Source organism: Hyphomicrobiales bacterium (assembly GCA_017642935.1).
Classification (GTDB): Bacteria; Pseudomonadota; Alphaproteobacteria; order Rhizobiales; family MH13; genus MH13.
The window spans coordinates 678,322-702,818 of sequence record JAEPOK010000002.1; the positions used below are offsets into that span (position 1 = coordinate 678,322).

Annotated in this window: 26 protein-coding genes; 17 read left to right on the forward strand and 9 right to left on the reverse strand. The window is 59.7% G+C overall.

Annotated elements, in window-relative coordinates:
- Positions 1–114 precede the first annotated feature (114 nt).
- The 6 genes from rsfS (at position 115) to JJ917_12660 (ending at position 5,909) form a co-directional block, all read left to right on the forward strand.
- Positions 115–522: a ribosome silencing factor gene (gene rsfS, locus JJ917_12635; GenBank protein MBO6699669.1), complete on the forward strand. Its 408-nt coding sequence runs from the start codon at positions 115–117 to the stop codon at positions 520–522.
- Positions 523–540: 18 nt separating this feature from the next.
- Complete coding sequence (rlmH, locus tag JJ917_12640; GenBank protein ID MBO6699670.1) at positions 541–1,017, forward strand: 23S rRNA (pseudouridine(1915)-N(3))-methyltransferase RlmH; 477 nt, start codon at positions 541–543, stop codon at positions 1,015–1,017.
- A gap of 78 nt (positions 1,018–1,095) precedes the next feature.
- Complete coding sequence (locus tag JJ917_12645; GenBank protein MBO6699671.1) at positions 1,096–2,526, forward strand: peptidoglycan DD-metalloendopeptidase family protein; 1,431 nt, start codon at positions 1,096–1,098, stop codon at positions 2,524–2,526.
- Positions 2,523–3,857 carry a S41 family peptidase gene (locus JJ917_12650; GenBank protein ID MBO6699672.1) on the forward strand — a complete coding sequence of 445 codons (1,335 nt, stop codon included), beginning with the start codon at positions 2,523–2,525 and terminating at the stop codon, positions 3,855–3,857. Before JJ917_12645 ends, JJ917_12650 begins: the two co-directional genes overlap by 4 nt.
- Positions 3,858–3,979: 122 nt before the next feature.
- On the forward strand, positions 3,980–5,242 hold the full coding sequence (locus JJ917_12655) for a divergent polysaccharide deacetylase family protein (GenBank protein MBO6699673.1): 1,263 nt from the start codon (positions 3,980–3,982) through the stop codon (positions 5,240–5,242).
- Positions 5,243–5,369: 127 nt separating this feature from the next.
- Positions 5,370–5,909, forward strand: a complete 540-nt coding sequence (locus JJ917_12660) for an RNA pyrophosphohydrolase (GenBank protein ID MBO6699674.1) — start codon at positions 5,370–5,372, stop codon at positions 5,907–5,909.
- 115 nt (positions 5,910–6,024) lie between these two features.
- Here JJ917_12660 and JJ917_12665 read toward each other — a convergent pair whose 3' ends face one another.
- Entirely contained in the window at positions 6,025–6,936 is a 912-nt protein-coding gene (locus JJ917_12665; GenBank protein MBO6699675.1) for a polyprenyl synthetase family protein, read from the reverse strand.
- A gap of 123 nt (positions 6,937–7,059) precedes the next feature.
- On the opposite strand from JJ917_12665, the gene mtgA reads away from it, so the two are divergent.
- From mtgA to JJ917_12690, 5 genes are all read left to right on the forward strand, one after another.
- Entirely contained in the window at positions 7,060–7,752 is a 693-nt protein-coding gene (gene mtgA / locus JJ917_12670) for a monofunctional biosynthetic peptidoglycan transglycosylase (GenBank protein ID MBO6699676.1), read from the forward strand.
- A gap of 168 nt (positions 7,753–7,920) precedes the next feature.
- Complete coding sequence (locus JJ917_12675; protein ID MBO6699677.1) at positions 7,921–8,103, forward strand: 50S ribosomal protein L32; 183 nt, start codon at positions 7,921–7,923, stop codon at positions 8,101–8,103.
- A 92-nt stretch (positions 8,104–8,195) separates the two neighbouring features.
- Complete coding sequence (locus tag JJ917_12680) at positions 8,196–8,612, forward strand: hypothetical protein (GenBank protein MBO6699678.1); 417 nt, start codon at positions 8,196–8,198, stop codon at positions 8,610–8,612.
- 423 nt (positions 8,613–9,035) lie between these two features.
- Positions 9,036–9,926, forward strand: a complete 891-nt coding sequence (locus JJ917_12685; protein MBO6699679.1) for an inverse autotransporter beta domain-containing protein — start codon at positions 9,036–9,038, stop codon at positions 9,924–9,926.
- A gap of 110 nt (positions 9,927–10,036) precedes the next feature.
- On the forward strand, positions 10,037–10,615 hold the full coding sequence (locus JJ917_12690; protein MBO6699680.1) for a hypothetical protein: 579 nt from the start codon (positions 10,037–10,039) through the stop codon (positions 10,613–10,615).
- 74 nt (positions 10,616–10,689) lie between these two features.
- On the opposite strand, the gene JJ917_12695 is transcribed toward JJ917_12690, so the two are convergent.
- Together JJ917_12695 and JJ917_12700 are read right to left on the reverse strand one after the other, a co-directional pair.
- Positions 10,690–12,120, reverse strand: a complete 1,431-nt coding sequence (locus tag JJ917_12695) for an FAD-binding oxidoreductase (protein MBO6699681.1) — start codon at positions 12,118–12,120, stop codon at positions 10,690–10,692.
- Positions 12,121–12,370: 250 nt separating this feature from the next.
- Positions 12,371–12,799, reverse strand: coding sequence for a heme-binding protein (locus tag JJ917_12700; GenBank protein ID MBO6699682.1), 429 nt, complete (start codon positions 12,797–12,799; stop codon positions 12,371–12,373).
- Positions 12,800–12,984: 185 nt separating this feature from the next.
- Here JJ917_12700 and ggt point away from each other — a divergent pair, with 185 nt between their 5' ends.
- Positions 12,985–14,535 carry a gamma-glutamyltransferase gene (ggt, locus tag JJ917_12705; GenBank protein ID MBO6699683.1) on the forward strand — a complete coding sequence of 517 codons (1,551 nt, stop codon included), beginning with the start codon at positions 12,985–12,987 and terminating at the stop codon, positions 14,533–14,535.
- 129 nt (positions 14,536–14,664) lie between these two features.
- On the opposite strand, the gene JJ917_12710 is transcribed toward ggt, so the two are convergent.
- Together JJ917_12710 and phaR are read right to left on the reverse strand one after the other, a co-directional pair.
- On the reverse strand, positions 14,665–15,006 hold the full coding sequence (locus JJ917_12710) for a hypothetical protein (protein MBO6699684.1): 342 nt from the start codon (positions 15,004–15,006) through the stop codon (positions 14,665–14,667).
- A 202-nt stretch (positions 15,007–15,208) separates the two neighbouring features.
- Entirely contained in the window at positions 15,209–15,820 is a 612-nt protein-coding gene (gene phaR / locus JJ917_12715) for a polyhydroxyalkanoate synthesis repressor PhaR (protein ID MBO6699685.1), read from the reverse strand.
- Between the two features lie 314 nt (positions 15,821–16,134).
- Here phaR and JJ917_12720 point away from each other — a divergent pair, with 314 nt between their 5' ends.
- The 3 genes from JJ917_12720 (at position 16,135) to JJ917_12730 (ending at position 19,338) form a co-directional block, all read left to right on the forward strand.
- Entirely contained in the window at positions 16,135–17,307 is a 1,173-nt protein-coding gene (locus JJ917_12720) for an acetyl-CoA C-acetyltransferase (protein MBO6699686.1), read from the forward strand.
- 99 nt (positions 17,308–17,406) lie between these two features.
- A complete protein-coding gene (gene phbB, locus JJ917_12725) occupies positions 17,407–18,132 on the forward strand; it encodes an acetoacetyl-CoA reductase (GenBank protein ID MBO6699687.1) in 726 nt (241 codons plus the stop codon).
- A gap of 192 nt (positions 18,133–18,324) precedes the next feature.
- On the forward strand, positions 18,325–19,338 hold the full coding sequence (locus tag JJ917_12730; protein MBO6699688.1) for an endonuclease/exonuclease/phosphatase family protein: 1,014 nt from the start codon (positions 18,325–18,327) through the stop codon (positions 19,336–19,338).
- A gap of 137 nt (positions 19,339–19,475) precedes the next feature.
- Here the strand turns inward: JJ917_12730 and JJ917_12735 are convergent, their stop codons facing one another.
- Entirely contained in the window at positions 19,476–20,804 is a 1,329-nt protein-coding gene (locus tag JJ917_12735) for an NYN domain-containing protein (protein MBO6699689.1), read from the reverse strand.
- 249 nt (positions 20,805–21,053) lie between these two features.
- Between JJ917_12735 and JJ917_12740 the strand changes: the two genes are divergently transcribed.
- Complete coding sequence (locus tag JJ917_12740) at positions 21,054–21,896, forward strand: EamA family transporter (GenBank protein ID MBO6699690.1); 843 nt, start codon at positions 21,054–21,056, stop codon at positions 21,894–21,896.
- On the opposite strand, the gene JJ917_12745 is transcribed toward JJ917_12740, so the two are convergent.
- Genes JJ917_12745 through gloB form a run of 3 tightly spaced genes read right to left on the reverse strand, consistent with a single transcriptional unit; the run spans position 21,888 to position 23,671 of the window.
- Positions 21,888–22,325: a cupin domain-containing protein gene (locus JJ917_12745; protein ID MBO6699691.1), complete on the reverse strand. Its 438-nt coding sequence runs from the start codon at positions 22,323–22,325 to the stop codon at positions 21,888–21,890. The genes JJ917_12740 and JJ917_12745 overlap by 9 nt on opposite strands.
- A complete protein-coding gene (locus tag JJ917_12750; GenBank protein MBO6699692.1) occupies positions 22,322–22,933 on the reverse strand; it encodes a LysE family translocator in 612 nt (203 codons plus the stop codon). The genes JJ917_12745 and JJ917_12750 overlap by 4 nt, the downstream gene beginning before the upstream one ends.
- Positions 22,934–22,945: 12 nt before the next feature.
- Complete coding sequence (gene gloB / locus JJ917_12755; GenBank protein ID MBO6699693.1) at positions 22,946–23,671, reverse strand: hydroxyacylglutathione hydrolase; 726 nt, start codon at positions 23,669–23,671, stop codon at positions 22,946–22,948.
- A 55-nt stretch (positions 23,672–23,726) separates the two neighbouring features.
- Here gloB and JJ917_12760 point away from each other — a divergent pair, with 55 nt between their 5' ends.
- Entirely contained in the window at positions 23,727–24,455 is a 729-nt protein-coding gene (locus tag JJ917_12760) for a methyltransferase domain-containing protein (GenBank protein MBO6699694.1), read from the forward strand.
- Positions 24,456–24,497 lie beyond the last annotated feature (42 nt).

Consider the following 24,497-nt stretch of genomic DNA (forward strand, 5'->3'; position numbering starts at 1 on the left):
GTGAGTCGTGCGGTGTTCGGTTCGCCCGCACAAGGTATGCAGGTTCGGCCTGTTTCAACCGGCTGACCCTGTGGTTCCTTCTCCCAGAACCCTTGTGAAAGGACTTTTGCCGGTTTGACTCCGCAAAACACTGCCGTTGATCCCCAAGCTACGGCGCCGCTTGCCACCCGTGCGAACGCATCGGGCGCGAGCATCCTCTCTACGGTCCAAGCTGTTTTGGAAGACTCCAAAGCCGAGGACATCATTACCATCGATCTGGACGGAAAGTCTGCGCTCGCCGACACGATGATCATCGCGTCGGGGCGTTCGCACCGCCATGTCTCGGCCTTGGCCGATCATGTGCAGCGGGCGTTGAAGGACGCCGGTCACGGATCGCCGCGTACCGAAGGTCTGCCCCATGCCGATTGGGTGCTGATCGACACCGGCGATGTGATCTTGCACCTGTTCCGCCCTGAAGTGCGCAGCTTCTACAATATGGAAAAGCTGTGGGACGACAGCTTCGCAGAAAAGCCCAACGCCTAACCGGCAAAGGCTTGATCGATGGTGCGTTTGCTGACTGTGGGCCGCATGAAGGCGGGTCCAGAGCGGGAGTTGTTTGAGCGCTATTGGACGCGCGCCACGCCGATGGCCAAACAGCTTGGATTCGGCGCTTTGGATGTCGTGGAGCTGCGCGAAAGCCAGCAAGGGTTCGCTGATGCGCGCAAGGCCGATGAGGCCGCGCAGTTGCTGGCCAAAGTGTCCGATGGCGCGGCGCTGATCGCGCTGGACGAACGCGGCAAAGCGATCACCACGCCGCAGTTTTCTTTAAAACTTGAAACTTTCAAAGATGCTGGCAAGCCGGTAGCACTGATCATCGGTGGGCCGGATGGACTGGACGGGTCCATTCGCCGGCGCGCCGATCTTGTGATCAGCTTTGGCGCCATGACCATGCCGCACCAGTTGGTGCGTGTGCTTGCCGCCGAACAGCTTTACCGCGCCATGACGGTGCTGAGCGGGCATCCGTATCATCGCGTGTGAATGCGCTTGGATGTGGTTAACGAAAGGTTTAGCGGCTAGACGCTAGGCTCTGCGTTTGAAATTGCGAAACCTTGGTCTATGCGCGCCTTTCGCTTCCCTTTTGTCAGTCTGCTCCTTGCCAGTCTGCTTGTGATCGCCACGCCTTTCGGCGCGAGCGCACAGGATCGGTTGCAGCCAGGGGAGCCAGACAGCGACGGGCTTGATCGCTTTGTGTTGCGCGGTTTGGAGCAGCCGGTCGAGGCTGGCGACGACGACCTCGCCCAGCAGGAGCTGGAACAGGAACGCGATGTGGCCGCCGATGCGTTGGAGCGGCTGCGTGCCGATCTCAATGCCGCTGAAGCCCGCCAGGAGATGCTGGCGGCCGAGCTGGCGGACATTGATGCGGATGTGGAAGATCTCACCCAGCTCCTGATCCGTACGACCGAGCAAGCCCAAACCATTGCGGCGCGCGTTGATGTCCAGCGCCAACGGATCGGCGTTCTGGATGAAAATGCGCAGGCTCTGGAGGTGTCGCTGCAAGCGCAGCGCGAACGTATCGCCGTGCTCTTGTCGGCGATGGTCCGAGTTGGCCGCGCACCGCCACCGGCACTGTTCGTCTCGCCAGGTGACGCCTTACGGTCGGTGCGCTCGGCAATTCTCTTGGGCGTGGCGTTTCCCGAGCTTGAGGCCGAATCACGGGTGCTCGCCGACGATTTGGCGGCGCTGGAAGAGGCGCGAACCGAGCTTGATGAGGCGCTCAATTTGCTGCTCGCCGATGCTGAAGCGCTTGCCCAAGAGGAAGAGCGCATCGAGTTGGTGCTCTTTGAGCGATCACGTCTGCGTGAGGAAAACCAGAGCGTTTTGGAACGTGAGCGCGAGCGCGCCGCCCTGTTGGCGGGCGAAGCGACCAGCCTTGAAGCGCTGCTCAACGACCTGGAAGGCGAGCTTGATAGCGTGCGCCAGGCGATGGCCGATGCCCAGCGGGCTCAGGAGGAAGGGCCGCCCGACGCCGATGAGCGAGAGGCCATTGCAAGCCTGCAGGATACCGGCCGTATGAGCCCGGCTTTTGCCTTCGGATCGGCGCAAGGCATGATCCGTTCCCCCGTTCGCGGGCAAGAAATCATGGCCTTTGGTGACCAAGATCGGTTTGGCGAAACCAGCCAAGGGCTCCATATAGCCACCAGAGCTGATGCTCGCGTGGTGGCGCCCGCCGATGGCTGGGTGCTTTATGCCGGTCCTTTCCGCGCCTATGGCCAGGTGGTCATCTTGGATGTCGGTGACGGCTACCGGATGATCCTGGCGGGTATGAGCCGCATTAATGTCGCATTGGGGCAGTTTGTCCTGATGGGAGAACCTATCGCCACAATGGGCGAGCGTGGCTCCGTCGTGCTTGCCGATGGTTCAACTCAAACGCCGCAACCTGTGTTGTTCGTTGAGTTGCGCGAGGATGGACGTCCCATTGATTCTTCGTCATGGTGGGCGAACAGCGATGGGGCAACGCAACGGGACAGTCAAAGGACTGACGGATGATGAAAAAGATACCGGTTTTCGTGCTGGGGTTGGCACTGGGGGTCGCGGTGACCTTCGGCGTAACTCACTATCGGCTGGGACCGATTGGTGCGCAGGCGCAGGCCGGAGCGGAAACCTTCAACCAGCTGAAACTGTTCGGTGATGTGTTTGAGCGTGTGCTCAACGATTACGTCGAGCCGCAAGAAGAGTCTGAGCTCATTGAGAATGCACTCAATGGCATGCTCACGTCGCTCGACCCACACTCGGCTTATCTCGGCCCGGACGCTTTTGAAGACATTCAGGAGCAGACCAGCGGGGAATTCGGTGGCCTGGGTATTCAGGTGACGATGGAAGACGGGTTCGTGAAAGTCGTCTCGCCGATTGACGACACGCCAGCCGCCCGCGCCGGCATTCTTGCCAACGATTTGATTGTCGGCCTGGATGGCGAAGACGTGCAGGGGATGGATCTGAGCGACGCGGTCGATCGGATGCGTGGCATTGTCGGCACGCCGATCACGGTGACCATCCGCCGCGAAGGCGCCGAGGATTTTGACGTCACCTTGCAGCGCGACACCATCCGGATCGCTTCGGTGCGCAGTCGCTTGGAAGGCGAAATTGGCTATTTGCGCGTCACCCAGTTCTCCGGGCAGACCGGCGAAGGTTTGGAGCGTGAAATCCTCGCGCTCAACGAGGAGGCTGAAGAAGCAGGCGTTGAGATTTCTGGCTATGTGCTAGATCTACGCAACAATCCTGGCGGCCTGGTCAACCAGGCGCTGGAGGTTTCCGACGCGTTTCTTGATCGCGGCGAGATCGTTTCGATCCGTGGCCGCACCGAAGCCGACACGCGCCGCTACAATGCCCGGTCGGGCGATCTGATCGGTGGCTTGCCGGTTGTGGTGCTGATCAATGGCGGTTCGGCCTCGGCCTCGGAAATTGTGGCCGGAGCGCTTCAGGATCACCGTCGTGGCACCCTTGTTGGCTCTCTTTCCTTCGGCAAGGGCTCGGTGCAAACCGTGATCCCGATGTCGGCGACGAGCGCGGTGCGCTTGACGACGGCGCGCTACTACACGCCAGCGGGTCGTTCGATCCAGGCGCGTGGTATCGATCCGGATATCGAAGTGCTGCAGGAAAACCTGCCGGAGGAACTTCAGGGCTTGGATAGCCCAGGTGGCGAGGCTTCACTGGACGGTCACCTGTCGAATGAAGATGAAGTGGAACGCTCAGGGTCGTCGGTTTATGTGCCGCAGGACGCTGAACTCGACACCCAGCTTCAGTACGCGCTCAGCCTGTTGCGCGGTGAAGAAGTGCATGCTGCGTTTCCGCCTGATCCGGATGCGCCGCTTCCTAACTAACGCTCACTGAGGCGTTACCAGGGCCTTTAAGTCCTTGGTTAACTGACGCTTAAAGCCCTCGCTCTACAAAGAGCGAGGGCTTTTTCTGTTGGACCTCAGATTGTCAGGTAGGCGTCGCGTTTATGACCACAGATGTAGAAAATGATCTGCATACGCCGTTGATGCCGCGGGCGCGTTTCGGCGAGAACTGGCCGGTTTGGCGCGCCAAGATCATCTGGGCGGCCGGATGGTTCACGCGTGTGGGTGGCGCGGTGCTCGGTCTTGTGCTGCTTCTGCTCACCGGATGGATTTTTCTGACCGACACGCCGTTGGGTGGCGAGCCGCAAACCCAAAGTCAAATCCAAATAGCCGGCAGTCCCAATGCACCGGCAAGCCAGCGTGCCGGGGACCAGACACCGGGCATGGGAGAAACAGGCGAGGGGCTGGCGCAGCCGTTGCCAAGCCAGCCGGAACCCATTGCCGGTGGCCCACGCGTTCTGCAGGTGCCGCAGGCCGATGGTTTGGACACCAGCGCGCAGGACGCGTCTGAGTTGCCGCCGATCAATTCGGCGGCCAATGCGCCGCGCTTCGACGCCCGTGGTGGACTGCCAGCCGTTGCCAATCCAAGCCTGGTGGAGCGGTTCGACTCCAGCAGCTTCGTGCCCTCGCTCGGCAGCAATGGCGAACGGGCGTTGGATGCCTATGCCCGCCCGCTTGAAGCCGGCACAATCATGCCAGGCCAGCCGCGCATCGCGCTGATTGTCGGTGGACTTGGCATTTCGCAGACGTCCACCCAGGAAGTGCTCAACAGCCTGCCAGGCGCCACCACCCTGTCTTTTGCGCCCTATGGTAGTTCGCTGACCCGCTGGGCGAGCCGTGCCCGTCAGGACGGCCATGAATACCTGATCGAAGTGCCGATGGAGCCGTTCGATTATCCCAACAATGATCCTGGTCCGCACACGCTTCAGGTCGGTTTGACCGAGCAGGCCAATCTTGAACGCTTGCACTGGGCGCTGTCGCGCCTGCCGACGCCGATTGGTTTCATGAACTATATGGGCGGGCGGTTTGCCTCCGAGGAAGCAGCTCTTGCACCGATCATCGATGATGCGGTCGGCCGCGGGCTGATGGTGATCGATGATGGCCGTTCGGCGCGCAGCCGCGTGACGGCGGTTGCCGGTGAAAACACACCGGTTTTGCGGGCCGATGTTGTGATCGATGCGCGCGCCGATCAGCAATCGATCAACAACCGGCTGGCGCAACTGGAAGCGATTGCCCGCGAGCGCGGGTCTGCGGTTGGTGTCGCAACCGCGTTACCTTTGACCATTACCACGCTGGAGGAATGGACCGCGAGCCTTGCCTCCAAGGGCATTGCGCTTGTACCGGTGTCCAGCATCGTTCGTTTCTAGAGCGTTTCCAGCAAAAGTGGACACCGGTTTTGCGTCCGGAAACGTGACAAAAGCAGAACTTAGAGCAGTGCGAGTGAATCGGAGATCACGAAAACTGCTCTAAGACCGTACCGGTCAGGACTCATTCATGAGCAAAAAACGCCCCGATCTGACGCCCGAGCAGAAGGCGGCCCTGCCCTATCGGCCATGCGTGGGCGCGATCGTCGTCAACAGGGACGGGCTGGTCTGGGTCGGGCGGCGGTTGCCGAACGAGGAATACACCGGCGATGCCCGCCTTTGGCAGTTTCCGCAGGGCGGGATCGATGAAGGAGAGGACGCGGAAAAAGCCGCGCGTCGTGAGCTCTATGAGGAAACGTCGATCCGCTCGGTTTCGCTGATCACCGCCGTGGATGGTTGGCTGACTTACGACTTGCCGGAGCATTTGGTTGGGGTTGCGTTGAAGGGCAAATATCGCGGCCAGAAGCAGCGATGGTTTCTTTATGGCTTTGAGGGCGAAGAAACGGAAATCAATGTCGCCGCGCCGCCGGACGGTCACGATGCGGAGTTCGATGAGTGGGCCTGGATGGCCATTGAGGACGTTCCGGCCAAGGCGGTCGCTTTCAAGGTCGACCTTTATCGGACCCTGATTGCGCATCTGCGCGGCGAAACAGCGATCCGCTTTTCCTGACTTTTGTCGCGCGGTTTGTCGCGACTTTTGGCAGAATTCGATCAGGTATTCTGGTTTTTGTTCCAGACGAACGGGCCGTTTGTCGCGACTGACTTAACTTTGTTCTGGTTGATTTTTAGGTCGTGCGGTCGCGCAGGCTGGTCGCCAGAAAGCTCAAATGCGATGCGCGTTCGCCATAGGGCGCCAAGGTCGCCAGTGCGTCGTTGAGCGTGGCATCGAGGGTGGCTTTGGCTTTCTCCGCCCCGAGCAGGCCTGGCCAGGTCGTCTTGCCGGCGTCTTCGTCCTTACCGGTGCGTTTGCCCGCCTCATCTGAGGTGGCGGTGATGTCGAGCAGATCATCAGAGATCTGGAACGCCAGACCCAGCGATTGACCGAACTGGGAGACGCGCTGACGCTCCTCTTCGGGGGCCAGGGCAAGGTGCGCGCCGAGGGTACAGGCGACCTCTATTAGGGCGCCGGTTTTCATCGCTTGCATGGCGGCCAGAGCAAATGTGTCTTTGATTTCGGTGGCTTGGCCAAACCGACCTTCGGCGGCCAGGTCCAGCATCTGACCGCCCACCATGCCATCGGCGCCGCAGGCGCGGGCGAGATCGCGGAGCATCATCGGCGTTTTGGGATGACCGCTGGTGGCCACCAGTTCAAACGCCAGGGCCTGCAACGCATCGCCGGCCAGAATGGCCGTTGCCTCGTCAAAAGCCTTGTGGACGGTGGGTTTGCCGCGCCGCAGATCATCATCATCCATGGGGGGTAGGTCGTCATGGATGAGCGAATAGGTGTGGATGCATTCAATGGCCATCGCGACCTGTGGCGCGCCTGGCGGAAGCTGTGTTTTGGCGTGCGTGCCGGCGGCCAAAAGGTGCGTGGTTTCAAGCACCAAGACCGGTCGCAGGCGCTTGCCGCCAGCCAGGACGGCGTGACGCATGGCGGCGACCAATCGGTCTGGCGCCTTGAGCTCGGCCAGAAGCTGGTCCATATCGCGCGTGATGCTGGCGGCAAGGTTGGCCAGATGCGCTTTCGGGTCTGACATGGTTCGGGCCGCTTTCTTTTCACGCTCTTGGAACAGGGTTGGGCGTAGCCAATGGGGCGGTCGGAAACAAGGGCTGGCAAGACGCCAAAGCGCAAACGGCGCTCACCCGGTAAGTGGTGGCGGATGCCGCGATTGCGCTCGGTTGTCCTCAGGTGTCTGGCACTGTTTGCGATCCTTGCCGTTGGCCTGCCCATCCATTTGACGCTGCTCTACACCGTGCTGCCGCCGGTCTCGACGCTGATGGTGCGGGACGTTGTTCTGCTGCGCGGTTATGAGCGCGATTGGATCGCGATGGACGATGTGGCGGCGGTGCTTGAAAACTCCATCATCGCATCCGAAGACCAGACGTTCTGCGCCCACAATGGCGTTGCCTGGCGCGATCTGCGCGACCAGTTCGACCGCTGGCGGGCCGGCGAAGAGGCGCGCGGTGCCTCGACACTCTCCATGCAGGTGGCACGTAATCTGTTCCTCTGGCAGGGGCGGTCGGCCTTCCGCAAAGGGCTGGAAGTGCCGCTGGCCTTGCTGCTCGACACGGTCTGGTCGAAGCGGCGGATGATGGAGGTCTACATCAACATCGCCGAACTTGGCCCGCAGCTTTATGGCTTTGAAGCCGCCGCACAGCGCGCCTTTGACCGGTCAGCTGCCGATCTAACACGTCGTCAAGCGGCGCTCCTGGTCGCAACTTTGCCGTTGCCGTCGCAACGCGATGCCGCCAACCCAACCAGTCGCCAGCTCTGGTTGGCCGATGTGATTGCATCACGGGCGCAGCGTATAGGTGGCTATATCGGATGCCTGGCACCGCCGGAGGTCGGTTAAACCTACCAAAAACCGCGCAAAATCGCGCTCAAGGGGCTTTGCAGAATGGCCATGTGTCTGTATAGAGCAGCCTTCCGAATTTGACGGGTCGCGACGCCCGCGCCTATCGGCGCGCCGCAATCACTCGTATCCGTTGACCGACACGCCAGCCATTTTGGAGTTACGACAATGGCCGTTCCAAAGAGAAAAGTCAGCCGCATGAAGCGCGGTTTCCGCCGCTCGGCCGATGGCCTGGCAGCACCGACATATGTTGAAGACAAGGATTCCGGCGAGCTGCGTCGCCCGCATCATGTGGATTTGAAGTCCGGCATGTATCGCGGTCGCCAGGTGTTGGAGCCGAAAGACGAGTAGTCGTCTTTTCGACATGTCTTTTATGTTCTTGAAAAAGGCCGGTCTGATGATCGGCCTTTTCTTTTTAACGTTCTGATTTTGATGAGCCTGTCATGCGCTACCTCTTCGCCCTTCCGCTGACCATCATCCCTCTTGGCCTCTACATCGTGTTGGCGATGGGGCCGAGCGGCGTTTTCGTTTTCGACCGCGAGCTGTTCAGCCAGGCGATGATCTCCGGTGGGACGGTCTCGCTGACCCAGGGAGACGGCCTTATGGCGTTTGGTGTCGCGATCCTGTTTTTGGAGGTTGTCAAAGCCACGCGCATTGGCTTTGCGCCGGTGCTCGACCATGTGCTCTCGGTGCTGATCGTGATGGTCTATGTGATCATTTTCATCGTCTGGGCACCGGCCTCGACGGCGTTGTTCGCGCTGCTCACGCTGATCGCGCTTGTTGATGTCCTGGCAGGGCTATGGATCAGCCTCAACGTCGCCCGCCGCGATGTGGCAATCTCGCCAGGCGGGTCGTTCTAGGGTCTTGTTAGAAGGACCGATTTGCGGACTCGTCGACCGACGTACGATTTGTCACCAACGTCTGAAATGTGCGGAAAGCGGTCCTTCGCTACGACGTTTGCCAAGGTCGGCAGTGCATATTTTTCGACAAGGGAAAGATTGGCCGTCAACTTCTCAAAAGGCCAGGGAGTGCGCGTCCTCTATCTCAGCCATATGAACCAGGCAAATCCGCAGTTCAGAAGTTGAGGGACTGTTTCAAACGCCACGCCGAGCGCGGGACCGAGACGCTTTCCCAACCTTAGATCATAGGGGTAGAACCAGCCAGAGTGTTGCAAAGCTAAAACAGTGCGCGTGCACAATGGTTGTGCATTGGAAGCGGGGTATTGACTCGGGGGATGCCAACATATTGATAACTCTTAATATCTGGTAAATCGTTGTGATCATATGTTCAGAAAAATTTCGCTCGTCGTATGTATCTTCTTTGCCGCGCTAACTTGGCCAGCGTTGCATGCCTATTCGAATGATGAATTGAGCGATTGGGACCCTGCAGCCTGGCTGGCCAGGACAAGCGGCGAGATTAATTTCGATAATGGCGAGTTCAGCGGCACACTTAACACCATTCAGCCGTTGTTCTTATCAGCTGACGGTCGCCACACCGGGTTTGTGCAAGGGCGGATTAACTATGATAACGGCCGCCAGGATTGGACGGCTAATGGCGGCATCGGCTACCGTTTCCTTTTCCCGGGTGATCAATGGATGCTTGGCGCCAATGCCTGGCTAGACCATACTTTTGAGCATGACCACTGGCGTCTGGGCATTGGCGGGGAACTCTTCGGCCCGCATCTCACGGCCCGCGCCAACTACTATCAGGGCCTGACCGGCTGGCAAACTGTATCCGCCACGACCACAACTCGTGTTGAGCAGAAAGTCGTTGATGGCTTTGATGGTAGCCTGGAGGCGCCGTTGCCTCATCTGCCTTGGGCGCGGCTGTCTTTGGGCGGCTATTATTGGGATTTCGAATCTATCGACGAAGAGGCGGGTGTGCGCGCTCAGCTGCAGATGAACCTAACGCCAAGCCTTACTGTTCGCGGGGGCATGGACCTTAGCGACGACGACGAACGCTATTTTGTCCAGGCACGCCTGTTTCTTGGTCAGCCAGCCCATGTGGCGTTCAATGCATTGGATGATGGTATCTCTGATGTAGCGTTTGTTCCACGGCCCGTTATCAGTCAACGTCTGGCCCCTGTCGAACGTACCCAAACTGTCGTGGTTGAGCAGCGTACAATTTCGACGACAGGAATAAGCGGCGGTGTCCGTATTGGGGGGTCCATCTAATGTATAGCGCCTGCAAACGAAATGCAGTTGCCCTTGCCGCGGGCCTTGTTTCTTCCACGACCCTGATTGGGCCAGCCTTCGGAGGAGCAATCACTGATGGTTCTGGGGTCGTGACTCCGACCGTCTTTGAAGTGGAGGTTCAACGCGTGCAGATTTGCGGTGGCGGAAGCTGCGTTTCGCTTGGAGATGATGAGAAAACGTTCGATATTGCTGCCTTTGCTGGAAGCTCCGACGAATTCGCACCAGCTAATGCCGCAACAATACCATCAGGGACATATGATGAGGTGAGTGTTGAGATCAACAATGTAATCACCTTGGAGGCACAGAGAGACGGGGTGACTTTTTCTTGCCGGACTTCAAATACACTAGGCGGCGGTCGAGGTCCGCTCGAAATATCTGGTCAGTCGGTGTATGAGGTTGAAGAATTGCAAAACCTTGAGCCTATCCATTTAGCAGCTGGTGTGATCGGTCAGGTGATCAACCCGACGAATCCTCGTATCGTAGTGGATAGCGATAGTTTTAATGTCGTCATCACGCAAAGCATCGCCCCAATCGTAGTGGTAGATGGCGGAACAACCCCACAAATCACCATACTCTTCAGCCTCAACGGCGCTGTTCACGTGGAGTATGATGGCTCGAATTGCATTTTCAGTGTGCAGCCTTTCGGCATTACGATTGTCCAAGGCTAAATTCTCATGGGCCATTAGCGTCGCAGTTTTGCTTTTGATACCTGCTGCTCAGATTTAGAAAGTCTATCGCAGTATCAGTATTGAACCGTTTGGTGCGATGAAAAAACTCCGCTTGGATCAACTCGGCGCTTAATGGAACGCAGTCGATCCAAATTGTGACTCCAATAGGCGTCTTCGAAATTGGCGATGCTGCGATCACGATAATTGGTGTAACCGCGCGAAATGCCATATTGCCATAACCGTTCACCCAGGCGGTAAAAGTCTGAATTGTCGGGGTCTAGGTGGCGTTCTTCCAGTGAGCTGCTACTGCATGACATGACAAAAGCACCTCGTCTGTAGGGAAAGGCTGTTTCGGTTTCGGATAAATCGGCAATGGCACCCCCCATTGCTTCCAGGGACAGGACAGGATCTCCGTAGGGGCCTTGCACAGCAAACGCTGTGTCCAGGATGTCGGTCAATTCGGAGATGCTCAGACTGGCGTCAAGCACCGTGCTGTGGGACGTCAAGTAGCGGTGAAGGCCACGCGTTAGCACGGTAGCGACCATCACATATTCAAACGTTCCTGATGTGATCATTTCATCGGTCACCTCAAACGAGATATCTGCGACTGTCTTCAAATCTTTCAAAAGCACGTCGCGTGGTTCGCTCGACAGGCCCGTTATGGTCACCGCTACCTGATGTTGGTCCCTTATCGTCAAGAACAGCTGGCTAGAGGTTGAGCGGCTTGCTTGGCTACTCCATTGCATCCACCGTTCGGTGAGCGCTGCCGCATTATCTGGCGAGGCAACCGTTTGAAGACGCATAGAATGCGTGGTGCCAACCGGTTGAAGCTCAATCTCGAAACTAGTGAGTACGCCCAGCCCCCCTCCGCCACCTCGACATGCCCAGAAGACGTCGGGGTTTTCAACTGCAGAACACGTTAGAAGCGACCCATCTGCCGTCACCATCGTCGCCGATTTCAGGTGGTCGCAGAGCAACCCGTTGGCGCGCGCCAGATAGCCCAATCCACCGCCAAGAATGTGACCGCCTAGGCCCACATCTCCACACCAACCAGCTGACGGTGCCAAACTGTGGGCAAAGCCGGCCCTATAAAGAGAGGCAAGCCAGGCACCCGGTTGAGCAGTTAGGCGACGGGAAGTCGGATCCAACGAAACGCCGTACAATTCTCGTAGGTCGATTACCAAGTCCGGGTGACTGCTCGTTGCACCAAAGCAATGCCCACCGCTACGTATGGCAAAACGCACATCTTTCTCGCGGGCCCAGCGCACGGTTTCGACCACACCTTGTGTTGTTGAGCACATCGCCCGCAAATGTGGCTCGACCGCATAGGATAAATTGTACTGGTAAGAAAGTTGCTCCGCCTCCTCTGTGCCGGCTTCTACAAAGCGGACGCCATTGCTAGGCAGGGCTATGGCCGATCGCATGAAGCCGGGTATACTCAGTGTTGAGGACATGGACGCAAGTCCGCCGACGACGGCACGGCGCGTTGGCTGGCGCTTTTTCAAATTGTCTCTCCTCTGATCCTTTGGTTGTGCCGCAAACAACGTTCAATTGAACCTTTGGTACTGAAAGGAAATTCTGATTGATCATTGGCATAGACGTCGGCTTTGGGCCGAAAGCGCCATTTCGGACAACTGGATCAAAGGTCATCGTTGGGCTCAAAGCCAACTTAGATTGTGGTTGTCGTGGCCCCCGGGGCGCAACCCTTTCAGTCCACTCTTCTGGACGTCGCACTGGACCAGCGGCCCAACCGCCTCAGTCGATGACTCCCACTTTTCCGATGGCTGCGATGCCAGCCAAGGCTGCAATTTCGTCATTGTCGGACGTGTCGCCGGTGACGCCGACCGCGCCGAGCAGCGTGCCATCCTCTTGCCTGATCAAAACGCCGCCGGGCACCGGCACGATCTTGCCGCCGGAAACATTCGATAGGCCTTCCAAAAAGTGCGGACGGCCTTCAGCCTGAGCGTTCAACCAACGCGATCCTTTGCCGACGGCCAGCGCGCCATAAGCTTTGCCCTTGGCGATCTCAAAGCGCATCATCGAGGCGCCGTCGGCACGCTGAAACGCTTGCACATGTCCACCGGCATCAAGAACGCAGACGGCAAGGGGTTGAAAACCTTGGGTCGCGCCCTCCGCCATAGCGGCGGCGATAAGCGTGTTGGCTTGGTCCAGGGTCAGCGGCATTGCGAATTCTCTCTTAAGGGGTTTTCCGGAGGGCGATGTGTGCTAGGCGCGTAGCGCGCGTTTTGCTGACGCGCAAGCACATGCGTTTTAATGGGCCGTTCCGCGCGGTCCGCCGACCTCAAGGACCTGCCATGCCCTCAATGACCCGCGATTTTCAAGCCCCTGGACGGTCTCCGGCTCGCGGCATGCGGATGATGGCGGCGACCTCGCACCCGGCGGCCACGACAACGGCGCTCAACGTCATGGACAAGGGCGGCAACGCGGTTGATGCCGCGCTGGCGGCAGCGGCGGTGCTGTCGGTGGTCGAGCCGCAGATGACGGGGATCGGCGGGGACTGCTTTGCCATCATCGCCCAGCCCGATGGCTCCCTGCATGGAGTCAATGGCTCGGGCCGGGCGCCGGCCATGCTGTCAGCGGACATGCTGCGCGCCGAAGGGCACACCTTTGTGCCGCCAACCAGCGCGCACGCCATCACCGTGCCCGGTGCGCTGCGTGGTTTTGAATATATGGCCAGCCATTTTGGCACCAAGCGGTTTCGCGAGCTGCTGGAGCCGGCGATCAAACTGGCACGCGATGGTTGGATTGTCGCCGATCGCGTGGCGCACGACATGGCGCACCCCAAAGACCCGCGCGATGTCGATCAGGACCCTGTGCTAACCCGTGTTTTTCGTCCGCAAGGCCGGGTGCCGGTGGCAGGCGATCGGCTTGTCTGGCCGCAACTTGCCAAGACGTTGGAGGAAATACAGCGCGGTGGTGTGGATGCGTTTTACACCGGCGAGATTGCCCGCGATATCGTTGCGCATGTGCGCGAGCGTGGTGGGGTGATGACTTTGTCGGATCTGGCCAATTGCAAGGCCGATGCGGTGACGCCGATCCAAGCCGATTATCGCGGGCTCACCATTGCTGAACTGCCGCCGAACGGGCAGGGCGTGACGGCGCTGATCACGCTGAAAATCCTGGAGCGCTTCGACATCAAGGCGATGGACGCCAATGGTGTTGATCGCATGCATCTGGAGCTGGAAGCCGCACGCGCCGCCTATAGCTTGCGCGATGCATTGGTTGGCGATCCGGACACGACCGTCGATCCCTATCGCCTCATCGATGAGGCCGTGATCGATCACTTGGTGGAGCAAATCGATCTCAGTCAGCGCGCTGAAGGTCTGACGCTGCCGGACATTCCCAATTCCGATACGGTCTATCTCTGCGTTGCCGACGAAGAAGGGCGCATGGTGTCGCTCATTTATTCGATCTACGATGATTTCGGTGCGCTGACCGCGACCGAAGCAACGGGCATCGTCTTGCAAAATCGCGGGGCATGTTTCTCGCTGGAAGAGGGCCACCCCAACGAGCTGGCCGGCGGCAAACGTCCGATGCACACGATCATCCCGGCGATGGCGCTGAAAGATGGCGTGCCGGTGATGGCGTTCGGGGTGATGGGCGGTGCCTATCAACCCTTGGGCCACGCGCATGTGATCTCCAACATGGTCGATTATGGCATGGACGTTCAAACAGCGTTGGATGCGCCGCGGACTTTCTGGGATGTCGGAACCAAGCAGCCGATCGTCGAGCATCCCTTGGGCGATGCAATGGTCGATGCACTTAATGCGCGCGGCCACCAGGCAGGCTTTGCCAAGCGAGCTATCGGCGGCGGTCAGGCAATCTGGCGCGACCCGGGCATGGGGGCTTTCACCGGTGGGTCCGACCCGCGCAAAGATGGCTGCGCAGCTGGGATTTAGCGGTCGCTGATCTGTCTCCAACCCTTTGCGTCATCCCGGCCTTGTGCCGGGACCCATGGCAAAAGAGTGCAGTAGCGCGCCTAGGATTGGATTCCGGTCACAAGCACAGGAATGACGGCAGTCTGCACTTTAGGCTGTGCGGGAGAAGCCGAGGGTCGCGGTTGGCGCCAGGCCTTCGGCTGTCGAGGCGTAATGCGCGGCTGACCGCATGGCTGGGTGCGTTGGCAGCACCAGAACGCCGTCGTCCATGCCTTCGTGCGAGGCGAGCATCTGCGCGGCGATACCAAGGCGCAGGGCCGCGGCGTTGGCCATGGATTCTGATGAGCGGCGTTCGGTGCGCGGCGCAGCGCGGCGAACCCGCTCCACGCGAAAAGTCTGCGTTCCATCCTCGCGGCGCGCATCATGAGCATCAGCGGCGCTATGGCGCTGCGTGCTTTGAATGCCGATCTGCCGGGCGGTTGGAACGATCACCGTTTTGCCTCTGATTGGCCCGCCTGGCGCTTGTTTCACTCTGAAACCTGGCTCGGTTGGGGCCGTTAACGTTTTGTTAAACTATCAGATGGGGACGGCGCGCAAAAGTGCAATCACGCCGCACGGTTAAGCGGCGTGATGAAGCAGAATGGTGAAGGCAAGTGGTAAACGGCTGGCCGTCATAGCAGACGACTTCGGTGCGCTACTTGTCGCTGATTTCGTCGAGCTTGGACTGCATTGCGGTCAGCTGGGCGCGCAACTCATCAATCGAGCTGTCACTTTGCTTTGGGGCTTGGTCTTCCTCAGATGCGGTGCTGGCACCGGAGAACGGTACGAACATGGTCATCGCTGTCGACATGGCGTTCTGAAACAGCTCCATGTTGCGGCGGGTCTGTTCCTGCATGGCGCCGCTCATCGCGCCGACGGCACCCAGCGGGCTGGCGCCGAAATTGTTGGCCATCTTTTCGCGGATCGAATCCTGGTCGGCGACAAAGGCGTTGATGGAGTGTTCCAGATAGCTCGGCACCACGGCCTGCATGCTGTCATCGTAAAAGCGGATCAGCTGACGCAGCACCGTGATCGGCAGCAGGTTGGTGCCTTTGTTTTCCTGCTCGAAAATGATTTGCGTCAGCACCGAGCGCGTCAAATCCTCGCCGGACTTGGCGTCCTGGACCAGAAAATCCTCGCCGCCTTTGACCATCTCGGCCAGATCATCCAGCGTGACGTAGGTGGACGTGCCGGTGTTGTAGAGGCGGCGGTTGGCGTATTTCTTGATGATGGTGGCGGGTTCACCCGCATCCGTATCGGAAGGCATGGCCATCGATCGCTCTCCTATAGCTGGCGTCCTTTACGCCGCCGGGCGTTTGGCGCCGGCTTTGTGCATTGCACAGTGCACAATGCCCTAAGATATGACGCACTCTTTTGCAAAGCACAACCGGAGGCGATCGCCCATTCGCCTTGCGTCGCAATGCTTGACGCGGATCAAGGATGACCAGTGCCTTTTGAACAATTGAACCGGCCTAGGTCCTTGTGTTTCATTGGGTCTATCGATTTGGCCATTTTCGGCTTTTCGCCTTCATCATCATGGCCCGCACGCAGGTGCAGCAAGGGTCTACCGGGAGAGACTTCATGACTTCAGTGGTTATTGCATCGGCGGCACGGACTGCCGTTGGATCCTTCAATGGTGCCTTCGGAACCGTGCCAGCGCATCAGCTTGGCGCAACCGCCATCTCCGGCGCGCTGGAGCGCGCGGGTGTCGATCCGGGTGACGTCGATGAAGTGATCATGGGCCAGATCCTCTCCGCCGGCGAAGGGCAGAACCCCGCCCGCCAGGCAGCGATGGCCGCGGGCATTCCGCAGGAGGCGACAGCCTGGGGTCTCAACCAGCTCTGCGGCTCGGGCCTACGCGCCGTGGCGCTGGGCATGCAGCAGATCATGTCCGGCGATGCCGACATCATCGTGGCCGGTGGTCAGGAGTCGATGTCGATGGCCCCGCACGCCATGCATCTGCGCGGTGGCGTGAAGATGGGCGACGGCAAGATGGTCGATACCATGATGTACGACGCGCTGACCGATGCGTTTCACAAATATCTGATGGGCACGACGGCCGAGAACGTTGCCAAGCAATGGCAGTTGACGCGCGATGAGCAGGACGAATTTGCCGTCAACTCGCAGAACAAGGCCGAAGCGGCGCAGAAGGCTGGCAAGTTCAAGGACGAAATCGTCGCGCACACCATCAAAGGTCGTAAGGGCGACACGGTGGTGGACGAGGATGAGTACATCAAGCACGGCGTGACAGTGGAAGGCATTTCCAAGCTGCGCCCGGCCTTCGACAAAGAAGGCACGGTGACGGCCGCCAATGCGTCGGGCATCAATGATGGCGGCGCGGCAACCGTGCTGATGAGTGAAGCCGAAGCGGAAAAACGCGGCATCACGCCGATGGCGCGGATCGCTTCTTGGGCAACGGCAGGTGTCGATCCGGCGATCATGGGCACCGGTCCAATCCCGGCCTCGCGCAAAGCGTTGGAGAAAGCCGGATGGAAGGTTGAGGACCTTGATCTGGTCGAAGCCAATGAGGCTTTCGCTGCCCAAGCTTGCGCCGTGAACAAGGACATGGGCTGGGATTCCTCCATCGTGAACGTCAATGGCGGCGCGATTGCCATCGGTCACCCGGTGGGTGCATCTGGCGCGCGCGTGCTCAACACGCTGCTCTTTGAGATGCAGAAGCGTGACGCCAAAAAGGGCCTCGCCACACTGTGCATCGGCGGCGGCATGGGCGTTGCCCTGTGTGTGGAACGCTAAGACGGTCTCTCCCCATCACATCTAAAGGCCGGGCGTCCACGCGCCGCGAAGAGCGCTCGTCCGGCCCTTCTTTTTCCATTCAATCTTGAGGAAACATCCATGGCCAGAGTGGCACTTGTTACAGGCGGTTCGCGCGGTATCGGCGAAGCGATTTCAAAGGCATTGAAGGCAGAGGGCTGCACCGTCGCCGCCACCTATGCCGGCAATGACGAAAAGGCAGCGGCCTTCACTGAAGAAACCGGCATTAAAACCTACAAATGGAACGTTGCCGATTATGACGCTTCCGCCGCTGGTATTGCCAAGGTGGAAGAAGAAAACGGCCCGATCGACATCGTCGTTGCCAATGCCGGCATCACCCGCGACGCGCCTTTTCATCGGATGACGCCTGACCAGTGGAACGAAGTGATTGGCACCAATTTGACCGGCGTGTTCAACACCATCCATCCGGTGTGGCCAGGCATGCGCGAGCGCAAATTTGGCCGCGTGATCGTGATTTCGTCGATCAACGGACAAAAGGGTCAGTTCGGCCAGGTGAACTATGCCGCCACGAAGGCTGGTGACCTTGGCATTATCAAATCGCTGGCCCAGGAAGGCGCGCGCGCGGGCATCACCGCCAATGCCGTTTGCCCTGGCTACATCGGCACGGAAATGGTGCGGGCGATCCCGGAGAACGTGCTGAACGAAAAGATCATTCCGCAGATCCCGGTTGGTCGCCTTGGCGAACCAGAAGAGATTGCGCGCTGCGTGACGTTCCTGGCGTCAGACGATGCGGGCTTCATCTCCGGCTCGACGATCTCGGCCAACGGCGCGCAGTTCTTCGTTTAGAGCGATCGCTCTACAAACCATCGCGCGTCATCCCGGCTTTGAGCCGGGGTGACGTACGAAGTGTGTTGCGTGCTGTTCTCCACGTGTCACTTGGTTGACGGGCGTTAACGACTTGCCGCCCTCTGCGGTGTCATCCTTTTAACGTGCACCTGCTAAACCATGCGCAGACACCCACCGCGCATGAGGGCCGTTTTGGCCGACCTTTCCACGTCTGATAGGGCTTTGAATCCCGTTTCCTTCCTGCGGGCCCGCGCTGCGGGCTGGCGTTGGCGCGATGAGGCGGTGGGCGTGGTCATGGTTGGATTTGCCGGCCTAGTGATGGTCGCCGCGCTGCCGCATCTTCTGCCCGGCACACCTTTGGTCCATCTCGATCAAGGGCGGCTGCATGCGGGCGTTGGCTTCATCGCCTGTGCGCTGGTTTTGTTCCTGCTTCAGGCGCCGGTGCGAGCTTTGGTGAGCGCCGTGACGGGGTCGGTGATGCTGGCAAGTATCGCACTTTTTGCCATAAGCAGCTTGGCACCGATGGCGCCCGATCGACGCCCCGACCTTTCGATGATCTCTTTCAACGTTCTTGGCTTCAATCCGCGCGGCGCCGATCTGGCGGTTTTTCTCGCGAGCGAGGCCCCTGATGTTGCCGTGATCCTCGAGGCGCCCGCGCTGCACGATGATCTCGACACCATGAACGCGGCCTTTCCTTACAATGCTGGATGTGGACTGGGTTCGCGGTGCGACCTTGCGGTGTTTTCTCAACATCCGCTCCGCGAGGTGGAAATCATTCCGTTTTTCACCATCCATGGCCGGTTGCTTCGCGCCGTCATCGACATGGATGGCCAAGATGTCACGCTGCTCGCGGCGCACCTCACCAAGCCCTATCACGGCAACTGGCACGATCAGCAGATGGACCGGTTGGTGGAGGTTTTGGACGGCGTCGAGGGGCCGGTGGTGCTCGCTGGTGATTTCAACAGCCAAGCCTTTGTGCGGGCCTTTCGTACCCACCTGATCGGTGAGGCCGATATGCGTTTGGCGTCGCGATTGCAACCGACCTGGCCGGCGCTCGACGCGCTGCCGTTATCGATGGCAGGCTTTGCGATCGACCATGTGCTTGTACGTGGGGAGATTGCACCCGTCGCGGTCGAGCTGATCGAAGACCCGATCGGCTCCAACCATCGCGGGCTCCTGTCGACCTTCGATCTGGATGGGCGCTAGAGCGATTGGGCCAGAGGCTCAGGGCGACAGGCAAAGACCAGTTGGTTCGCTCATATTGGCTGAACGCACGCTCTGGTCCTTCGACCAACCGCTTAGCGCCTTATTTTCCGCACGCTCTGGTCCTTCGGACCAACCGCTTAACGTTCGGGGACCACGTCCAATTCAGCTTTTTTCGGTTCGGCATCGTCGCCGGCCAAATCGTCCGACATAAGCCGCGATAATAGCTGATCCACATCCGCGTCGGCTTCGACGTCTGCCATCAGCGGCACATCAATCGGCGCGGCCGTGACAGCCGGATCAACAGCGGTGACGTCGGCTTCCTTGGTCTCGGCATCATTGTCGCCGTCTTTGGCCTCATCACCTCCTGTAAGATCAGCGAACAGCGCATCGATGGAGCTGTCCTCTTCGACGGGAACGGCGGCACCGTTGGACTTAGGCGTTGTGTCGTCTGTGCTCTCCGGTGCATCGGCGACCAGTTCTGCGGCGAGTTCCGCCTCAAGCTCCGCATCGAGATCGGTGCCGAGATCTTCGGAAAGACTGACGGCCAGATCATCACTCAGCGAAGCCGCGATGGCATCTTCCAGACCAACATCAATGGCCGGCGCGTCGGTGCTGTCCACCTTGCTATCGTCGGCCTTGTCAGCAGAGGCTTCGGCTTTTTCGTCGGTTTCTGGTTTTGTGTCGGCTTCGGCCTCTGTTTCATCGGAGGCAATCAGCGCAGCGGCTCCAGCACCGGCAGTAGCGCCCGCGACCAGGATCGGGCCGGTTTTCGGATCAGGCCAGGCATCGCCCTCTTTGCGGTCGCTGTCGGGTTTATGTTGCTCGGGATGATCCACATGCGGCTTGTCGTCTTCGGATTTCGTGTCCGATTTGGCATCAACAGGCTTTTCGTCGGTTTTGTCGTCAACCTTGTCCTGAGCCTTCTCGGTGCGGCTGACAAAGGGAGCGCGCGGGGCGAGCGGCTCGAGCGGTTTGCGCTCGCGCGGCGTGTAGCTCGGCGCTGGAGCGATGCTCGCACTGCGGTCGATCTCAAAATCGTCCAGATCGATGAGACCGTCAGCCAGCGCCTCAAGCGCAGAGGAAATCGTCGAATGGTCTACCACCGACACCATCATCAGCCGTTCGCGCGCCAGACGCGCAAGCGCGGTATAATCGGTGGAGCCGCCAAGCAGGATCGCTTCTTCATAGGTCGCGTCGCTCGCAGAAAATTCATAGAGATCGAAGCTCATGCGGATCAGCGTCTCGTCGGGTCCATTGGTCTCGACGATCTCAAAACCGGCCTCGCGATAGGCGGTGCGGCGGTAGCTCGATACGCGGTTGGAGCAATAGGCGCGCATAACCGCGATCTGGCGGGTCAGCCCATGCATGGTGTGAGACAGTTCGCCGATCAGAGCGGCGGGATTGGCCTGACCTTTGGCCAGCGCTTCAAAGCCTTGGACGTCGACAAGCAACAAGCTGGTCATCATGGTGGTCGGCCCTCTTCAAGATTGGTGCAATGACGTGGTGCCTGCGGAGGTATGGCACAGCCGTGCCGGCGACAAGCACAACCCGATCAGGCAGTTAACTCGTGATTTCGATGGTATCGCCCCACCATCTGAGTCTAGGAGGGGCACAGAAGACGGCAAAAATGAGATTGGTAAGATTTGACGTTGGGTGAATTTGACGGTGGCAAGGCGCGGCGACGGGCGACGCTGATCGGTTTTGGCGCGGTGGCGATGTGGGCGACGCTCGGCCTCTTCACCGCGATGACCGGGGAAAACGCGGCGTCCGATGGGGCGTCGGTGCCACCTTTTCTGCTGAATGCCTTGTGTTTTGGGCTCGCTGGCGTGCTCGCGCTGATCGTCTTGTGGCGTCAAGGTCGGTTACGCGATGTGACCGCGACGACGCCGGCTGCGCTGTCGCTGACGGTTGCCGGGCTGTTTGGCTATCACGCGCTTTACTTCACTGCCCTACGCAATGCGCCGGCGGTGGAGGCCAACCTTATCAACTATCTCTGGCCGCTACTGATTGTGCTTTTCTCCGGTCTGCTGCCCGGCGAGCGGCTGCGCTGGTTCCACGGTCTTGGCGCCGTGATCGGTTTTGCCGGCGCTGGTCTGCTCATTTGGGCGCAGGGCGTCAGTTTCGATGCCCGCTTCGCGCTTGGCTACGGCGCAGCTATCGGTTCAGCGCTCGCCTGGTCGAGCTATTCGGTGCTTTCGCGGCTCTTCCCAGATGTGCCGACCGGCGCGGTTGCCGGGGCGTGCATCCTAACCTCGCTTCTCTCAGTCATGTGCCACTTGTTCTTTGAGACAACGGTCTGGCCGGCGACATTGACCAACTGGGTCGGTGTGGTCGCGCTTGGCCTGTTCCCGGTCGGCGCTGCGTTCTTCGTCTGGGACATCGGCATGAAGCGCGGCGACATTCAGGTGCTTGGCGCGGCGGCTTACGCGACCCCGATCCTTTCCACGCTGCTTTTGATCGCCTTCGGGTTCGGCGCACTGACCTGGCCCGTCGTCATCGCCTGCCTGCTGGTGACGCTCGGCGCGATGATCGCTGCCAAAGACATGCTGTTACGATGACGGCGAGCGCGGGGTTGGGCGCCAATCGGGTGATGCCATTTCAAATCCATCGAAGGTGAAGCCCGGCGCTACGGTGCAGCCGACAAGCGTCCATTCGCCAAGGCTTTCGGCCGTCTGCCACCAATCGGCGGGCACTACGATCTGAGGGCGTTCGCCCAGCGCCAGGTTTGGGCCAAGCCGGTGAGCCTCGGCATCGTGAGCGTTGGGGGATAGTGTCAGCGCCAGCGGGCTGCCAGCGTACCAGTGCCAGATCTCGGCAGCATCCACCTTATGCCACGCGGAGCAGTCGCCGATGCCCAGCGCGTAGTAGATCGCCGTGCCAACCGAGCGTCCGTCTTCTTCGCGCGGGTCGCGAAAGGTTTCCTTGTAGTAGCCGCCTTCGGGATGCGGCTGCAGATCAAGCGCCGCGACAATCTCCTCGAATGTCATCGTTCGGCCAGCGCCAAGCGCAAGCCAAGCAGCCCGAAGGTTGCGGCAAAGGATCGGCGTAACCACACCATGACCGATGGCTTGGAAACGACGTAGTCGCGCGCAAGAGCCGCGCAGGCGCCGTAACCGACGAAAACGATGAAGGTGAGCGCCATGAAGGTAAGGCCAAGCATCACCATGGTGAGCGTTGTGTTGGCGGCAGCTGCCGGCACAAATTGCGGCAAGAACGCCAGGAAGAACAGCGAAAGCTTGGGGTTGAGCACATTGAGAAACACGCCATCGCGCGCCGTTTGAAACGCACTTAATGGTCGGCGATCTTCCGACACGTCCAAAGCGCCACCTTCCCTCAGAATGTTCCATGCCATGTAGAACAGGTAAGCGACACCGGCATATTTGATCACTTGAAAAGCGAGCGCGGAGGTGTGGAACAGAGCGGCCAAACCGACAATGCTGGCAATCATGGCCGGGACGATGCCCAGCGTACAGCCGACCGCCGCCGCAATACTGGCGCGGAACCCGCGACCGAGGCCAATGGCCAACGTGTAGAGCACGCCTGTGCCCGGCAGGAGCACGACGACGAGGGATGTGATCAGAAACTCGATGCTCAAAATTTGGTTTCCTTAGAAGCTATCTTTGGCGGCACGCAGCCGTGCAAAATCGGCGGCGTCCTTGGCGCGCAGAAACGGGTTGAAGGCCAGTTCGGTTTTCAGTTTGGTGGGCACGGTTGGCATGCCAGCGGCGCGCAAGCCTTCGATCTGGCGGGCATGGTCTGCAAGGGTGGAGCTGTCGGGGTCCATCGCGACGGCAAATCGGGCGTTGGTCAGTGTGTACTCATGGCCGCAATAGATCTGCGTTTCCGGATCAAGCGCGGCCAGCTTTTGCAGGCTGGTGTGGAACTGCTCGGGCGTGCCTTCGGACATCCGCCCACAGCCCATCGCGAACAGGGTGTCGGCGACGAAGGCCACCTTCTCCTCGCGTGACACATAGGCGATATGGCCAACCGTATGGCCAGGCGTATCGATGATCTCGAATGCTGTTTCGCCCAACATCACCGTGTCGCCTGGGTTCACTTGCCGGTCGAGACGCGGCAGGCGATGCGCATCGGCGGCATTGCCGATCACCTCGACATCGAAGCTAGAGCGGATGCCGCCGACCCCATCAATATGGTCGTAATGATGGTGGGTGATGAAGATATGGGTCGGTATCCAACCGGTCTCTTCAATCGCCTCGCGCGTTGCCATCTCTTCCGGGACATCGATCAGCGCGACCTTGCCGGACGCCTCATCGCGCACCAAAACGCCGTAATTGTCGGCGCGGCAGGCGTAAAGGTGGCAACTGACGGGCATGCGTTAAGCTCGTTGGTTATGGTCGCCTTAGCAGGTTCGCGGTAGAACGGCGCACATGCAAGTTGATATTATCGATCTGCGCGATTTTTACACCAGCCCACTCGGTCTGCGCACGCGTGGTTTTTTGCGCGTCGCGCTGCGCCGCCACCTTCCCGACGCCAAGGGGCTGGACGTGGCCGGTATCGGTTTTTCCAATCCCTATCTTGGCCAGTTTCGCGGCGAGGCCGAACGGTTGATGAGCTTTATGCCGGGCGTTCAGGGCTGTGTGAATTGGCCATCGAGCGGGCCGAATGCTTCGGTCTTGGTTGACGAGGATGCACTGCCGCTGGCCAATGCCACGCTTGATCGCGTGTTTCTGATCCATGCGCTGGAGTTCTCGCCCCACCCGCGCCAATTGATGGAAGAAGTTTGGCGGGTGCTTGCGCCGGGCGGGCGGATGATCGCCGTGGTGCCCAATCGGCGTGGGCTGCTGGCGCGGGTGGATTCTACGCCCTTTGGCCATGGCCGTCCCTTTTCCAAGGGTCAGATGATCCGATTGTGCCGCGATACGCAGTTTTCGCCGACGGCCTGGTCCGAAGCCCTGCACTTCTTTCCGTTTCAAAACCGACTGGCGCTGCGCACGGCAAGCTTCTTTGAACGCATGGGCAAAAGCGTTGTCTCACCGCTGGGCGGGGTCATCATCTTGGAGGCGACCAAGCACATGTTCCGCGGTTTGCCGGTGACCGAAGGCGCGAAAGTGCGCGCCAAACCTGTGCTCGTACCGGTGGGCGCCGTGCCGAACTGAGGCGGTTTGCGCCAATTCGATGGCATTTTAAACAACCTCTCA

Excerpts from the sequence above, each read along its gene's own strand:
- JJ917_12735 (MBO6699689.1), bottom strand. The coding sequence starts at position 20,804 with ATGATGACCAGCTTGTTGCTTGTCGACGTCCAAGGCTTTGAAGCGCTG.
- JJ917_12650 (MBO6699672.1), top strand. The coding sequence starts at position 2,523 with ATGATGAAAAAGATACCGGTTTTCGTGCTGGGGTTGGCACTGGGGGTC.
- JJ917_12700 (MBO6699682.1), bottom strand. The coding sequence starts at position 12,799 with ATGCCGCTGACCCTGGACCAAGCCAACACGCTTATCGCCGCCGCTATG.
- ggt (MBO6699683.1), top strand. The coding sequence starts at position 12,985 with ATGCGGATGATGGCGGCGACCTCGCACCCGGCGGCCACGACAACGGCG.
- JJ917_12645 (MBO6699671.1), top strand. The coding sequence starts at position 1,096 with ATGCGCGCCTTTCGCTTCCCTTTTGTCAGTCTGCTCCTTGCCAGTCTG.
- JJ917_12740 (MBO6699690.1), top strand. The coding sequence starts at position 21,054 with ATGTGGGCGACGCTCGGCCTCTTCACCGCGATGACCGGGGAAAACGCG.
- JJ917_12675 (MBO6699677.1), top strand. The coding sequence starts at position 7,921 with ATGGCCGTTCCAAAGAGAAAAGTCAGCCGCATGAAGCGCGGTTTCCGC.
- JJ917_12685 (MBO6699679.1), top strand. The coding sequence starts at position 9,036 with ATGTTCAGAAAAATTTCGCTCGTCGTATGTATCTTCTTTGCCGCGCTA.
- JJ917_12680 (MBO6699678.1), top strand. The coding sequence starts at position 8,196 with ATGCGCTACCTCTTCGCCCTTCCGCTGACCATCATCCCTCTTGGCCTC.
- mtgA (MBO6699676.1), top strand. The coding sequence starts at position 7,060 with ATGCCGCGATTGCGCTCGGTTGTCCTCAGGTGTCTGGCACTGTTTGCG.
- JJ917_12660 (MBO6699674.1), top strand. The coding sequence starts at position 5,370 with ATGAGCAAAAAACGCCCCGATCTGACGCCCGAGCAGAAGGCGGCCCTG.
- JJ917_12665 (MBO6699675.1), bottom strand. The coding sequence starts at position 6,936 with ATGTCAGACCCGAAAGCGCATCTGGCCAACCTTGCCGCCAGCATCACG.
- gloB (MBO6699693.1), bottom strand. The coding sequence starts at position 23,671 with ATGCCCGTCAGTTGCCACCTTTACGCCTGCCGCGCCGACAATTACGGC.
- JJ917_12720 (MBO6699686.1), top strand. The coding sequence starts at position 16,135 with ATGACTTCAGTGGTTATTGCATCGGCGGCACGGACTGCCGTTGGATCC.
- JJ917_12745 (MBO6699691.1), bottom strand. The coding sequence starts at position 22,325 with ATGACATTCGAGGAGATTGTCGCGGCGCTTGATCTGCAGCCGCATCCC.
- JJ917_12760 (MBO6699694.1), top strand. The coding sequence starts at position 23,727 with ATGCAAGTTGATATTATCGATCTGCGCGATTTTTACACCAGCCCACTC.
- phbB (MBO6699687.1), top strand. The coding sequence starts at position 17,407 with ATGGCCAGAGTGGCACTTGTTACAGGCGGTTCGCGCGGTATCGGCGAA.
- JJ917_12655 (MBO6699673.1), top strand. The coding sequence starts at position 3,980 with ATGACCACAGATGTAGAAAATGATCTGCATACGCCGTTGATGCCGCGG.
- rlmH (MBO6699670.1), top strand. The coding sequence starts at position 541 with ATGGTGCGTTTGCTGACTGTGGGCCGCATGAAGGCGGGTCCAGAGCGG.
- phaR (MBO6699685.1), bottom strand. The coding sequence starts at position 15,820 with ATGCCTTCCGATACGGATGCGGGTGAACCCGCCACCATCATCAAGAAA.